The organism is Laceyella tengchongensis (assembly GCF_900182735.1).
Classification (GTDB): Bacteria; Bacillota; Bacilli; order Thermoactinomycetales; family Thermoactinomycetaceae; genus Laceyella; species Laceyella tengchongensis.
In genome coordinates, this window is record NZ_FXTU01000002.1 from 200,456 (window position 1) to 214,568 (window position 14,113).

Sequence of the window (14,113 nt, forward strand, 5' to 3'; positions counted from 1 at the left end):
GAAAGCTGCACTCTTTTGGCAAGGGTGCAGCTTTTTGCTTGCATATTTGACGTGTACCGCTCCATACTAAGCACAAAACAATCGACGCGAAAAAGGAGATGACTCTATGCGCATCAGCGGACAAAACCTTCCATCCAACCACCATCCGATCACTCGATTGCATCAAGAAATCAACCGCACATTTGAGCGTTTTTTTGAAAACCCGTTGCTCACTCACCCTATGCCGTACATGCCCGCCATCCACTTCAAGGAAGAAACGGATCGGTTCGTGATCGAAGCCGAACTTCCTGGAATTGACCCCAACGTAGTTGAAATCGAAGCGCACGGCCGCTCATTGATCATCAAAGGGGAACACAAGCAAACTAGGCAAACACAAGGGGAGAACATGCACCAAGCTGAGCGCAGATACAGCTCGTTCCACCGCTCGATCACCTTGCCGGAAACCGCCAACCTGGATCAGATCACGGCTGAGTACGAGCACGGATTGCTGACAGTCACCGTGCCGAAACATGACGCACCATCCCCCCGCCGCATTGAGATCAAACAACGTAAGACCGACAAGTAAAAAAGCATCCCCCAACCTAGGGGATGCTTTTGTCTGTCATATCACTTATTTGTCTGAAGCAGAGAAGTTATTCAACAGCGAATGTTTGCGGGAATAGGTGAAGTACACCAACAATCCGATCAACAGCCATACACCAAACGCGATCCAAGTGACAACCGCCAACTTGGAGATCAAGAAGAGACAAGCCCCAATCGCAATCAACGGAATGATCGGCACACCCGGGCACCGGAAGGCACGTGGCAAATCAGGTTGGGTCTTGCGCAGGACGATCACCCCGACAGACACCAGCGTGAAGGCGGTCAATGTACCGATGTTAACCAATTCCGCCAGTTTTTGCAATGGCAGCAACGCAGCGATGAATGCAGCGATGGTTCCCAAAATCCATGTGCTAGTAAACGGCGTTTTATACTTGGGGTGAACCTTTGAAAACATTTTCGGCAACAGCCCGTCCCGGGACATGGAGAAGAAAATCCGGGTTTGTCCATACAGCATGACCAAAATGACGGTGGTCATCCCCAAAATCGCGCCCAAGTCAATCAAACCGGCGACCCAATCTTGTCCAGCCATTTGCAACACCAACGAAACCGGATGATCTTCATGACCTTTGAATTGGGCAAATGGCACGACCCCGGTCATAATGGCTGTAACAACTACATAAAGGAGTGTACAAATCCCCAGCGACCACAACAACCCTCTCGGGAGATCCCGTTTCGGGTCGCGGGTTTCTTCCGCAGCGGCCGCAACAGCGTCAAAACCGACATAAGCGAAGAACACCAGCGCCGCAGCTTGGAAAACGCCTTCAAAACCAAACGGTGTAAACGGTTCCCAGTTTGCTGGCTTCACATAGCCCACTCCGACAAAGATGAAGAGGAGCACCACGGCTACTTTGATAACAACCATGATGTTGTTTACCTTTTTGGATTCGGAGATACCGCGGGAAAGCAAGAATGTGATTACCATCACGATCAAAAATGCTGGCAAGTTAAAGAAGCTGGTGACACCCTCTTTAGCACCAGGCGCGGCAGTCAACGCCTCTGGCAGATGGATGCCGAAGCCGCCCAGCAATGACTGAAAATACCCTGACCAACCAACAGCCACCGAACTCACGGCAAAAAGATACTCCAACACTAAGTCCCAACCGATGATCCAAGCGATCAATTCACCCAACGTCGCATAACTGTAAGTGTAAACCGATCCGGAAATCGGCACCAAAGAAGCAAATTCCGCATAAGCCAAGGCCGCAAACGCACAGGCCACACCAGCGATGATAAACGAAAGGATTAAGGCGGGTCCGGCTGTCAGCGCGCCGGTGCCGGTCAATACAAAAATCCCCGTCCCGATAATCGCGCCAATCCCCAAGAGCGTCAAATCCCAAGCTCCTAAATCCCGTTTCAGTTTGCCTTTGCTCTGCGCCTCGTTTAATAGCGCGCCAATATCCTTTGTTCGCAATAAACTCATGTCAAACTCCCTCCCTACTAAAAAGTGTTAATCTTACGATTTTTCTATCCAGCCAAAAATGTCAGAAACAAACCCTTTTGTTGATGTATTGTGAAAATTTAAGATTACAAAAATATTCCGCGGGGTATTGTGGTTTTTTCTATTTTTTAGCTGGATATCCCCTTTTCTCTAAGCCGTGACGGGCTTTGGGTTTTTCTCCCCTCCTGAATTTTTAAACAATTCAAGTCTTTGTATGCAAATTCTTACAAAAGGCATTTTGAAATGGGATAAAAAAACTCTTAATGTGATTACTATCATAAAAAAATTAAAGGGGTTTTTCAACCCCTTTTAGTAAAAAAAGCCGCTTTATATTATTTTAAATTTTGGTTTAATAACAAATCTCTTCCAATCGTTTGTTATCCAACTTTTTCACCACAGCCGTGACCAATTGCAACGCTTGTTCAAAATCTCTCCTGGCCATCACGGAGTTGTGGCTGTGTACATAACGGGTTGGGAAGCCGATGGCCACCGTGGGGCAACCGATGCCGTGCAGATGAAACTTGCCGCCGTCGGTTCCGCCACCCATTAGCGCGTCCATCTGCACATGAATCCCCAGTTCTTCGGCAGTATCAAGCACCAAATCCCGCAACTTGCCATGGCCGATCATAAAATGATCCAACAAAAACATCGTCGGGCCTTCCCCCAAATCGGCTTTGGCCGGATAGTTCTCAAACCCTGGTGTATCATAAGCCAGGCCAACATCCAGCGCAAACGCCACATCTGGACGCACCAACTGAGCCAAGGCAGAGGCCCCCCGCATACCTACTTCTTCTTGTACGGTCGCGCCGGCATAAACCGTGTTGGGATGATCTTGCCCCTGTAGTTCCCGCAACACTTCAATCGCCAAAGCGCAACCAGCTCGGTTGTCCAAGGCCTTGCCGCACCACCATTTTCCGCCGCGCATCAAAAAAAAGTCAGACACCGGCACAACGGGATCGCCTAAGCGGATTCCCATCTCTTCCACTTCTTCCTTGCTCGTTGCGCCCACGTCGATAAACATCTCTTTTAATTCAACCAAGCGGTTCTTCTCCTCCGCACCCAACACATGTGGCGCTTTGGAACCGATGATGCCGACGTAATCCCCTTTGCGTGACTGAACAGTCACGCGATGGCCTAACACATTGTGCGACCACCATCCGCCCAATTGTTGAAACCGCAAGAAACCTTTGTCTGTGATTTGCGTCACCATAAAACCGATTTCATCCAAATGGCCAGCCAGCAAAATGCGGGGGCCATTGGCATCTCCCGTTTTTTTGGCTACAATCCCGCCCATCCGGTCACGCAAAATCTCTTCGGACAAAGGAGCTAGATGGTGTTCCATCTTGATGCGCACATCCCGTTCAAACCCTGGCACACCATTCGCTTCACTCAGCTCTTTCATCAATTGCTCCAACCGGTCCATATTGATTCCTCCTTGTCGTGCGCAAGTGACAGATGGCAAATTTCAAGACGTCCAGCCATTGTCCCATCTAAGTTGACCCACCGGGCCGAAGTATGTTTTTGAAAAAATGATTCAGATTCACCTATGTAATGTACCTCAGAAGCACTCTCTTTCGGCATACTAAACAGTATACTTTTTATTATTTCATAATTTTTATCTATGATTCAATCTATTTTTTCTTTTATCTCTTGTTTATCTTTTGTTTTTAATTACTTTTTTCCAATTCATTACCCATGCTCGTTCGCGCTCACCCGTCTCGGCTTCCCCAACATACAGGTTCCACCGATGATAAGAATATTCACAACCTTCCCCGCTTATTTGAACCTGCTTGCGGGCGTAACCATCACAAGCCTTTAGTCCCACTTATCACATTCTACGCACCAGGTGCGAAAATCTTGCGCAACACCTGTGTGTATGCGCCGATTAATGCCGCCCGGTTCCCCAAATCGGATACCGTGATCGACAAATTGTTCGCCGATGAGGACAACGCGTGTTTTTTTACGGTGTGCGAGAGCGGTTCCATCAAGTTTGCGCCTGCACGGGTCAGGCTCCCATTGACAATGATGCGTAATGGATTGAAGATGTTGATCAAGTTCGCCAAGCCAATTCCCAAACATTCCCCAGCATAAATGAATATTTCTCTAGCCAACTCATCTCCCTGCTTGAGCGCCGCAAAAAGGTGCTCTTCAGTCAATTGGGACAACTTCCCCTGCACCATCTCGTGCAAAACGCTCTTTCTGCCGCCTTCCATCATGTTTCGGGCCCGCTTGACGAGAGCCGGGGTAGACGCGTGCGCCTCAAGGCACCCTTTGTTGCCGCACCAGCATAATGGGCCGCCTATGTCAATCGTAGTGTGACCGATCTCTCCGGCCCCATATGAGACGCCCTGGTACAATTCATTTTTCAAGATGATGCCCGAGCCAATCCCAGCTCCGGCATAGACGGTGATAAAATTGTCCAGTTCTTTCCCTTGGCCGAACCAGCTTTCCGCCAAAGCCATCGCCCGCACATCATTCTCCACTTCCACCGGCAACTGGCAAGTCTCTTCCAACATCGTTTTGATCGGTACGTGTTTCAGATTAAAATGGGGTGCGAACACCAACTCTCCCAAACGAGGATTGACGAGTCCGCGTACGCCCACTCCAATGCCGAGCACAGGTTGTCCATCTGCTTCAGCCATGGCCAACGCCTCTTTCGCAATCGCTTGCAACGCTTTAATGAAGGCTGTTTGATCCATTTGTAAGGGCAATTCCTGCGCACACTGGTGAACCATCTTGCCATCAAGGTGAGCAACTGCGGCATCCAACCTTCCCAAACGGGCGTACACGCCGATCACATAGAATCGGGACGCATTGATGCGGAGCATGATCGGCTTACGTCCACCTGTCGACTCACCTAAATTGCTTTCCACAATCAAGCCATCTTGCAACAGTTCATTGACAATATTGGTCACGGTTGGTGGCGTCAACTTGGTCAACTTCGCGATTTCCGCCCGCGAGATGGGGCCATGCACACGGACCATGTTCAAAATTGTCGACTTATTCAATGATTTCATCCACTGGAAACTTCCCGTCTGCATTCACTTCCCCCTTTCAGTCTGGATCAACAGAGCGACTTCCACGCGATGTGGATTGGTTATTAACCAACGTTCATACTATGCGCAAAATGAAAATTTGTCTATATTTTTATTCAAGTAAAACATATATTTTATTTGACAAAAAAATAAAAAATCCCTTTCCAATCCATCTTGCCAATTAGACCCAGCTCGCGCACAAAAATAAAACATGGCAGCAGGGTAGCCGCCATGTTTCACAAATCACTTCTCCAATCGGCGTAACAACGCTTCGCGCTCTGCTTCAAACCCAGGTTTGCCCAGCAAAGCGAACATGTTTTTCTTGTACGCTTCCACTCCTGGTTGGTCAAACGGATTCACACCGAGCAAATAGCCGCTCACGCCACAGGCCTTTTCAAAGAAGTAAACCAACTGTCCAAACGCAAAGGGGGAAAGTTCTTTCACTTTCACTACCAAATTGGGCACCCCGCCGTCGGTGTGGGCCAACATGGTTCCCTCAAACGCTTTGGTGTTAACAAAATCAAGATCTTTACCTGCCAAGTAGTTCAGGCCGTCAAGATTGTCTGCTTCCTCTTTGATCACCATCGTTTTGGCCGATTTTTCCACAAAAACGACCGTTTCAAAGATGTTGCGCAGGCCTTCTTGGATGTACTGACCCATGGAATGCAAGTCCGTGGTGAAGTTGACCGAAGCCGGAAAGATGCCTTTGTAATCTTTGCCCTCGCTCTCACCGTACAACTGTTTCCACCACTCGCTGAAATATTGCAGGGATGGCTCGTAATTGACCAGCAACTCCGTGGTTTTGCCCTTGCGGTACAACGCATTCCGCACGGCTGCATACTGATAAGCCTCATTCTGCTCCAAATCGGCGTTTCCATACAGTTGCATACCGGCTTGTGCTCCGGCCATCATGGCGTCAATGTCAATGCCCGCCACTGCGATCGGCAACAGGCCCACCGCGGTCAGGACGGAATAGCGCCCACCTACATCGTCGGGAATGACGAAGCTCTCATACCCTTCTTCCTCAGCCAATTTCTTTAATGCCCCTTTGGCGCGGTCCGTTGTGGCGTAAATGCGGCGGCGCGTTTCTTCCTTGCCGTAGCGGGATTCCAAGTACTCGCGGAAGATGCGGAAAGCGATGGCGGGTTCCGTCGTGGTGCCTGATTTGGAAATGACGTTGACACTCACCTCTTTGCCCTCCAACAATTCCAGCAACTCAGCCACATAGACCGAACTGATGTGATGGCCGACAAAGTAAATTTCCGGCGTATTCCGTTTGCCCCTCGGCAACTGGTTGTAGAATGTATGGGTCAACATCTCGATCGCTGCCCGCGCTCCCAGATAAGAACCGCCGATGCCGATGACGACGAGGGCGTCAGAGTCGGACTGGATTTTGGCGGCCGCCCGTTTGATGCGGGCAAACTCTTCTTGGTCGTAATCGCGTGGCAAATCAACCCATCCCAAGAAATCAGCTCCGGCACCCGTTTTGTTATGTAACATGTCATGCGCCAAGTGAATCGCTGGACCCAATTGGCTAACTTCATGTTCTTGTATGAAAGAACGTGCTTTGGAATAGTCGAAAGATAATAGATTCATTTTTTCACCATCCATTTTTCATTTACTAAAACAACAGTTGCCAAATCATCACACATTTTACCCTAATCATCTTCCAATTTCAAAAGCGAAAACCGGCGCGAAGCTTGGTGAAACCGTTACCAATGAAAGCAGGGCGCCCATTAGCGGTGCGCCTTGTCTTAGGATGAACCAAAACGAGGTTCTTACTCGTTCCGTTTCGCCTTTTTCCACATCCATTTCAACCAGATTCCATCTTGTCCAACTTGGACAAATCCCGACTTCTCCAGCACGCGCACAGACGCTTTGTTCTCCATGTCGCACTTGGCGGTGATCTGTTTGACCCCCGGTTGCCGTTTCACCCAATCTACAGCCGCTTGGGCGATTTCCGTGGCATAGCCCCGTCCCTGATAGGCAGGGACAATGCTGTAGCCGATGTCGACCGCACCCGAAGCATCCGGTCCCCCTTTGAATCCCACATCCCCGATCAAGCTGTTGGTCTCTCTGTCAATTGCCAACGCATTCCAAACCATTTCGTTTGATTGCAAACGCGTTTTTTCATACACGATGGGCAATGCTTCCACCAAATCGGGATGCGGCCAATCATCTGGAATGTGAATATGAAGGGATTCAGCCAACTTTTCCTTATCATGGATTGCCTGTTTCATCCGTTCTGCCGTGAACGGGATCACCATGACCCGTTTTGTATCAAATCGCATGATAGCTCCTTTCTGTTAACTCCGACGGCTGTTTTGGAACACCACCCGCACGCTCCTTGAGTGGAAGACCGTTTGGGCACGGTTGCCCCACAAAACGGCTTAGCTCTTGGGGCATGCAGGTGTTCCGCCCAACCACGAGATAACCGAAAAATAAAAAAAATCTAATAATATCCCATCTATTATCCTACCCTGTCTCAGCTTTTCAGAACCTCGCTCATCTAAATGTAGCATTATTCCATGCTATAAACTAGGGTGTGTCTGACAAATCAAGTTGGTGGGAGGGATGCACCACCCGCTGATTTCTAGTATCATCTAGTGTATGCAGGCAAACTGACAGGCAGGGTGTGTCTGGCGAATAGATATAGTGAGGCTACGCTTAATATATTGCCAATTGAAAGAAGGTGGATTCATGCATCGAAAACTGCTTACGCTCAGTTGCCTTTGCTTGCTTTTGCTAACGCTGAGCGGTTGCGTCAATGGGCATTTTCACCTAACAGTTCACTCCGACGGTTCGGGAGTTTATGAACTGAAAGTGGAAACAAACCCCTTGTTGCTCTCCCAATTTGCCCAATTGCGCGAACGCTTGGAACAATACGGCTACCGTCTAACGGAGATCAAACAGGGCGACAAGGTGGGTTGGATCGCTCGCAAGGAAGTGAATAACTTAAAAGCCCATCCACCCGGCCCCGAGTTTAAAACGATTTCACCTATTGCCCTCCTGAAATTGGACGTACCGCAATTCACGCAACAGCAAGGCTTGTGGTTTCATCAGATGCAACTGCACACCAAGGTGGACATGAACGGCCTGAACCTCCCCTTGCTGAATGATGGTGCTGATCTGCGTTTCATCCTGACGTTGCCTATTGAACCCCAAACACATAACGCCACAACAGTCAGCGCAGATGGCAAAACACTCACTTGGCAAATCGTACCCGGTGAAGTAACACCAATCCATTTGAACGTCAGATACCCCAACTTCATCGCCTGGGGTCTCACCCTTTTGATTTTGGTTATCCTAGTTGGCGCGGTGTGGTGGGCCGTCAAAAAGAAAAGCGGGCGGCAAGGCCCTCCGTCCGATTCGTTCCACCAAAGTTAAACGTAAAACGAAAGGCACCCTCTTCACCAGAAAAGGGTGCCTACACATGTTAACATCAGCCCAGCCAAACTCCGTCATATACAAACGACGCTGGTCCGGTCATGTATACGCGATCATCTTCCTCGCACCATTCAATGAACAAGTCCCCCGCGGGCAAGTGCACCAATACCTTTCGCCCGCATTTCCCTGCCAGCGCACCAGCCACGACGGTGGCGCAAGCGCCGGAACCGCAGGCTAGGGTGATTCCTACCCCCCGTTCCCATACCCGCATGGTCGCTTCATCCGAAGAATGGTAAGTCACAAATTCAACATTGGTTTTGTTGGGAAAGAGCGGATGCTTCTCCAGCAACGGTCCCCACTTTGCCACTGGAAATGCGGTAGCATCCTCCACGGCGATCACCATATGGGGATTGCCCATGCTGACCGCTGTATAAACAAACGACCGCCCTTCAACCGAAAGCGTTTGTTCAACCGCAGATTCCCCTGGAAGCTGGAGCGGAATCTCCCGAGGCGTCAACACCGGTTGTCCCATGTCGATGCGTACCCGGCTAACTACGCCTGCTTCGGCTTCGATCCAAACCGGTTGCACACCGATCTTGCTCTCAATCGTAAACTGCTTCCGCAAACCATTCATTCGCTCATAAACATATCTGGCCACGCATCGCATCGCATTTCCGCATTGTTCGGCGATGCTACCGTCGCTGTTAATAATCCTCATGGCGATGTCGGCGACAGAGGATGGGTACAACACGGCGATTCCATCCGCCCCCACCCCGGTGTGGCGGTCACATATGCGCGGCGCCAACGCGGCAAGTTCGGTGAAGTCGGGGGTGAAGGGCGTGTGAATCACCACGAAATCATTGCCCAAGCCATGCATCTTGGTGAACTTCATTCTGTCTCTCCTCTCAGGTCAAGAGCTGTGCATCATTCTTTGAGTTCGTCTGGCCATGGGGCGGAGCAAATCAAGGATGCCCGCCAATATGACAGGAAGCGTCGATGTAACTAAAATCAAAATCCACTCGCGCACGCCGAGCGAAACCGTATGGAATACGGGCTGTAACGGCGGATGATAAATCACTACCAACAACAGGACGGCGGATGACAACACCGCCAGCACCAGCGGCAGATTGTCCAGCGGATTGCGTTGGAATATCGTCCCTTGGCTACGGCAATCAAACACATAGATCAGCTGGGCGAACACCAATGTGGCGAAGGCGACCGTCTGCGCCCGCACCAAATCGTCCGGCGTCTCCATGTAAGTAACCCAAAAAGCCATCAATGAACACGCTCCGATCAAGAGCCCCCGCGTCACGATCTTCCAGCCCACGCCGCGCGCAAATACACTTTCACGGCTGTTGCGCGGCGAACGCACCATTGTGTCTTCCTCTGCCGGGTCGATACCGAGCGCCATTGCGGGCAAGCCGTCGGTCACCAAGTTTACCCACAAGATCTGAATCGGCACCAGCGGCAAGGGTAAACCGGCCAACATGGCCAAAAACATGATCAAAATCTCGCCGACGTTGCTCGCCAGCAAATAACTGATAAATTTGCGGATGTTTTCATAGATGTTTCTCCCTTCCTCCACCGCTGCCACGATTGTTGAAAAGTTGTCATCTGCCAGGATTAGGGAGGAAGCTTCTTTGGAGACATCCGTTCCGGTTATGCCCATGGCGATACCGATGTCAGCCGATTTGATGGCCGGAGCGTCGTTCACCCCATCCCCTGTCATCGCCACTACTTGGCCCGCCTGTTGCAATGCTTTCACAATCCGCAATTTGTGTTCCGGCGAAACGCGGGCATATACATCGACGTCATTTACTTTCTTTTGAAATTCATCATCACTCATATTGTAGAGATCTTGTCCGGTGAGTGTCAAACCCTGCGGGCGCTTGATTCCCAATTCCCGCGCGATGGCCACCGCCGTAGTCTGGTGGTCGCCTGTGATCATCACCGTTTTGATCCCCGCTTTCCGGCAAACGTTGATCGCCTCTTTCACTTCCGCGCGTGGAGGGTCGATCATCCCCGCCAAGCCGACAAAAACCAACTGCTGCTCGTATTGCCCTTCCTTCAGGACGGTGTGCCGACTATCCAATTCCCGGTAAGCAAAGCCCAAATTGCGCAAAGCCATGCTTGCCAATTCCTCATTGTGGCGCAGGATCTGCTCCCGCTTGGCGTCAGTCAGCGGCACTTTGCGTCCCTGCTCCAACAGATGGGTACATTTTGTCAGCAATACATCGGGGGCACCTTTGCTAAATACCACGCACCCTTTGCTTTTGTTCTCCAGAATGACTGACATCATCTTCCGTTCCGAATCAAAGGGAAGCTCTTTGATCCTTTCCCATTCCCCAGCTAGGCGCTCTTTGTCGAGTCCCGCCTTGGCCGCCGCAACCAACAGCGCCCCTTCGGTGGGATCACCGTTAACCACCCACGCTTCCGACTTCTTGAGCAAGCCATTTTTCTCTGTTTTTTGCATCAGCTGAGCGTTATTACATAAAGCTGCTACTTCTAGCAACCGCCGCAAAGCGGGCTCCTTCTCCACTTTCACAATGGCGCCATCGGCTTGAAATTCCCCTTCTGGTACATACCCGCTTCCGCTTACCTGTATCCGTTTGCCATCCGCCCATAGCTGGGTGACGGTCATCTTGTTTTGCGTCAGCGTCCCCGTCTTGTCCGAACAAATCACCGTGGCGCAACCCAAGGTTTCGACAGAAGGCAGCTTTCTGACAATCGCTCGCCGTTTAATCATCCGTTGCACACCAAGTGCGAGCGCAATGGTGACAATCGCTGGCAATCCTTCAGGGATAGCGGCCACTGCCAGCGACACCCCTGCCAAAAACATCTTGTACGCATCATGGCCGTGCAAAATGCCCGTGAACACAACTAAAGCCGTCAACAGCAAAGCGACCACGATCAGCACTTTACCCAACTGCTCCAACCGTCGTTTCAGCGGAGTGTCCATCGCCTCGGTGTTTTCCAAAAGGTGCGCGATCCGCCCCATTTCTGTCCCCATGCCAGTGTGAACAACAATCCCTAAGCCGTTCCCACGCACTACCATGGTGCCCATGTACCCCATGTTCTTACGGTCGCCCAATGCCACTTCGGCGCGCGGCAAGCTGGCCGACTGCTTGGTCACCGGCACCGATTCACCGGTCAACGCCGACTCTTCCACATACAAGCCTTCCGCTTGCGCGAACCGGACATCCGCTGGGATACGGTCCCCGCTCTCTAACATGATCACATCGCCGGGCACCAGTTGAGAAGCATCCACCCGCTTCCATTCTCCCTCACGCAACACCTTCGCTGTCGGCGCGGACAGCTTTTTCAGTGCGCTGAGCGACTTTTCCGCGCGCATCTCCTGAATAAAACCCAATACAGCATTCAAGAGCACAATGGCGATGATAGCAATCGCATCCGTATATTCCCCCAGCAATCCCGAGATCAGCGTGGCGATCAGTAGCACCAACACCATGAAATCTTTAAATTGCTCGATAAACAACGACAACCAGGAGGCTTTTTCCCCTTCAGCCAGCTGGTTGGGACCGACTTGCTTCAACCGCTCTTTGGCCTCTTTGTCGCTGAGTCCGCTTGTAAGATCCACTTTGAAATGAGCGGCCACTCGCTCGACTTCCCAATCCACCCAACGAGCTCGTTCTGACAACGTTCTTCCCCCTTTGTCCACTCTTCTTTGAACAATGTATTCAGACAAGCACGCAAACATGAAACAAAAAAGCGGCATCCCCTTGTTACCCTGGCAAGCTCTCCCGCAATTTGTGTTACAATGAATGGTATGAAAAAGAAAAGGATGAACGAATCATGTCATTTGATGGATTGGTTACGCATGCAATTACGCACGAATTACAAGGATTGATTGGTGGACGGATCACAAAAGTTTATCAACCGGGCGAAGCGGAATTGGTACTGCACATCCGCTCGCAAGGACAAAACCATAAATTGCTCTTATCCGCACATCCTGCATACGCGCGGGTGCAGTTGACGGACATTCCACAGGAAAATCCCCCGGAACCGCCGATGTTCTGCATGCTTCTGCGCAAACATAGCGAAGGTGGGATTGTGGAAGCGATTAAACAAGTGGGCATGGAACGGATTATCCATTTCGATTTCCGTTCCCGCGACGAATTAGGGGATGAAGTGACGCGGCGTCTCATCATCGAGATCATGGGGAGACACAGCAACATCATCTTGGTCGACCCCGCCACCCAAACGATTATCGACGGAATCAAACGGGTTGGCCACTCCGTCAGCCAGCATCGCCAAATCTACCCCGGCGCGGTTTATGTGGCCCCACCGGCCCAAGACAAGGCCGATCCGTTATCCATCGGCCGGGACGCATTTATTGCCGGTTTCGATTACAATAGCGGCCGCCTGGACAAACAGATGGTGGCCCGGTTCACCGGCTTAGGTCCTTTGATCGCCAAAGAAATCATCCACATGGCTGGAATGGCTACCCGTGACCAGTTATGGCGCGCATTTGACGAAGTGATGGACAAAGCTAGAAGACACCAGTATGCACCCACCATCACTAAAACGGCCGACAAGAGCTTCTTCTCTTTGTGGCCGTTGACCCATGTGGCAGGGGAGGCCAAAAGCTACCCGACGATGAGCGCATGTTTGGAACACTTTTTTTACGGCAAAGCGGAGCGAGACCGAGTGCGGCAACAAACCGTCGACTTGATCCGCAAATTAAAAAACGAAATTGACAAACACGAAAAGAAAATCACCATTTTAACGGACGAACTAGCCTCAGCCGACCAAGCGGACATTTGGCGCATCCGCGGGGAACTGATCACTTCTTACATGCATCAAATCAAGCGGGGTGACACGGAAGTCCGCGTAGCCAACTATTATGAAGAGGGCGCGCCGGAAACAACCATCGCGTTGGACCCGTTGTTAACCCCTGCCGAAAACGCGCAACGCTATTTCAAAAAATACAACAAGCTGAAAGCGGCTAAAAAATGGAACGCAGAGCAAATCGAAAAAGCCAAGCAGGATAAAGCTTACTTGGAGTCAGTGTTGGTGCAGTTAGAAAACTCAACCCTGCGGGACGTCGAACAGATCCGTGAGGAGTTGGTGGAAGAAGGCTGGCTCAGAGCACAACCGAAAAAAAATCAGAGGAAGAAAAAAGAGGTTCCGGCTCCGCTTGCCGTTCAAGCCTCAGATGGCACCACCATTCTGATTGGAAAAAACAACAAGCAAAATGATTATCTGACGCACCAGTTGGCTCGCGCGACCGACACTTGGTTGCATACGAAAGACATTCCCGGCTCCCATGTGGTGATCCGTGCCAAAACAGTCAGCGAAGAAACCCTGATGGAAGCGGCGATGTTGGCTGCCTACTACAGCAAAGCGCGAGAATCCAGCCAGGTGCCAGTGGACTTCACCCTGATCAAGCATGTGAAAAAACCGTCAGGCGCCCGGCCCGGCTTCGTGATCTATGAACAACAGCAGACCATTTACGTCACACCAGACGAAGATATGATCAAACAGTTGTTGCAAACGGAAAAAAGCAAGATGAAGCAAGCCAAGCCCTAACCAACGTAAACGTTGGCTGGGGCTTTATTTATGCGCAGAAACTGGGCACCTTCCTCTCTTGTTTTATTTTTCCACTCATGATATAGTTAGATCATAAGTT

At 50.7% G+C, this 14,113-nt stretch carries 10 protein-coding genes; 3 read left to right on the plus strand and 7 right to left on the minus strand.

Translation table 11 applies throughout. From position 1 onward, the window contains the following. The first annotated feature begins 106 nt into the window (after nt 1-106). A complete protein-coding gene (locus tag QQZ12_RS04495) occupies nt 107-565 on the plus strand; it encodes an Hsp20/alpha crystallin family protein (RefSeq protein ID WP_106341346.1) in 459 nt (152 codons plus the stop codon). A 45-nt stretch (nt 566-610) separates the two neighbouring features. Here the strand turns inward: QQZ12_RS04495 and bcaP are convergent, their stop codons facing one another. The 5 genes from bcaP to QQZ12_RS04520 all read right to left on the minus strand — a co-directional run bounded on the left by bcaP (nt 611) and on the right by QQZ12_RS04520 (nt 7,367). Continuing rightward, entirely contained in the window at nt 611-2,023 is a 1,413-nt protein-coding gene (bcaP, locus tag QQZ12_RS04500) for a branched-chain amino acid transporter BcaP (RefSeq protein ID WP_102992831.1), read from the minus strand. Between the two features lie 367 nt (nt 2,024-2,390). Further along, nucleotides 2,391-3,464, minus strand: coding sequence for a M42 family metallopeptidase (locus QQZ12_RS04505; RefSeq protein WP_102992832.1), 1,074 nt, complete (start codon nt 3,462-3,464; stop codon nt 2,391-2,393). Between the two features lie 412 nt (nt 3,465-3,876). Then, nucleotides 3,877-5,082 carry an ROK family transcriptional regulator gene (locus tag QQZ12_RS04510; protein WP_102992833.1) on the minus strand — a complete coding sequence of 402 codons (1,206 nt, stop codon included), beginning with the start codon at nt 5,080-5,082 and terminating at the stop codon, nt 3,877-3,879. Nucleotides 5,083-5,319: 237 nt separating this feature from the next. After that, complete coding sequence (locus tag QQZ12_RS04515; protein ID WP_102992834.1) at nt 5,320-6,672, minus strand: glucose-6-phosphate isomerase; 1,353 nt, start codon at nt 6,670-6,672, stop codon at nt 5,320-5,322. A gap of 182 nt (nt 6,673-6,854) precedes the next feature. Next, nucleotides 6,855-7,367 carry a GNAT family N-acetyltransferase gene (locus QQZ12_RS04520; RefSeq protein WP_102992835.1) on the minus strand — a complete coding sequence of 171 codons (513 nt, stop codon included), beginning with the start codon at nt 7,365-7,367 and terminating at the stop codon, nt 6,855-6,857. A 409-nt stretch (nt 7,368-7,776) separates the two neighbouring features. Here QQZ12_RS04520 and QQZ12_RS04525 point away from each other — a divergent pair, with 409 nt between their 5' ends. After that, nucleotides 7,777-8,463 carry a DUF3153 domain-containing protein gene (locus QQZ12_RS04525; protein WP_102992836.1) on the plus strand — a complete coding sequence of 229 codons (687 nt, stop codon included), beginning with the start codon at nt 7,777-7,779 and terminating at the stop codon, nt 8,461-8,463. Between the two features lie 55 nt (nt 8,464-8,518). Here QQZ12_RS04525 and dapF read toward each other — a convergent pair whose 3' ends face one another. Next, nucleotides 8,519-9,355: a diaminopimelate epimerase gene (gene dapF, locus QQZ12_RS04530; RefSeq protein WP_102992837.1), complete on the minus strand. Its 837-nt coding sequence runs from the start codon at nt 9,353-9,355 to the stop codon at nt 8,519-8,521. 18 nt (nt 9,356-9,373) lie between these two features. Continuing rightward, nucleotides 9,374-12,181: a calcium-translocating P-type ATPase, SERCA-type gene (locus QQZ12_RS04535; protein ID WP_102993870.1), complete on the minus strand. Its 2,808-nt coding sequence runs from the start codon at nt 12,179-12,181 to the stop codon at nt 9,374-9,376. 95 nt (nt 12,182-12,276) lie between these two features. On the opposite strand from QQZ12_RS04535, the gene QQZ12_RS04540 reads away from it, so the two are divergent. After that, complete coding sequence (locus tag QQZ12_RS04540) at nt 12,277-14,013, plus strand: Rqc2 family fibronectin-binding protein (protein WP_102992838.1); 1,737 nt, start codon at nt 12,277-12,279, stop codon at nt 14,011-14,013. Nucleotides 14,014-14,113 lie beyond the last annotated feature (100 nt).

Excerpts from the sequence above, each read along its gene's own strand:
- QQZ12_RS04540 (WP_102992838.1), top strand. The coding sequence starts at position 12,277 with ATGTCATTTGATGGATTGGTTACGCATGCAATTACGCACGAATTACAA.
- QQZ12_RS04525 (WP_102992836.1), top strand. The coding sequence starts at position 7,777 with ATGCATCGAAAACTGCTTACGCTCAGTTGCCTTTGCTTGCTTTTGCTA.
- QQZ12_RS04520 (WP_102992835.1), bottom strand. The coding sequence starts at position 7,367 with ATGCGATTTGATACAAAACGGGTCATGGTGATCCCGTTCACGGCAGAA.
- bcaP (WP_102992831.1), bottom strand. The coding sequence starts at position 2,023 with ATGAGTTTATTGCGAACAAAGGATATTGGCGCGCTATTAAACGAGGCG.
- QQZ12_RS04515 (WP_102992834.1), bottom strand. The coding sequence starts at position 6,672 with ATGAATCTATTATCTTTCGACTATTCCAAAGCACGTTCTTTCATACAA.
- QQZ12_RS04510 (WP_102992833.1), bottom strand. The coding sequence starts at position 5,082 with ATGCAGACGGGAAGTTTCCAGTGGATGAAATCATTGAATAAGTCGACA.
- QQZ12_RS04495 (WP_106341346.1), top strand. The coding sequence starts at position 107 with ATGCGCATCAGCGGACAAAACCTTCCATCCAACCACCATCCGATCACT.
- dapF (WP_102992837.1), bottom strand. The coding sequence starts at position 9,355 with ATGAAGTTCACCAAGATGCATGGCTTGGGCAATGATTTCGTGGTGATT.
- QQZ12_RS04505 (WP_102992832.1), bottom strand. The coding sequence starts at position 3,464 with ATGGACCGGTTGGAGCAATTGATGAAAGAGCTGAGTGAAGCGAATGGT.
- QQZ12_RS04535 (WP_102993870.1), bottom strand. The coding sequence starts at position 12,181 with ATGTTTGCGTGCTTGTCTGAATACATTGTTCAAAGAAGAGTGGACAAA.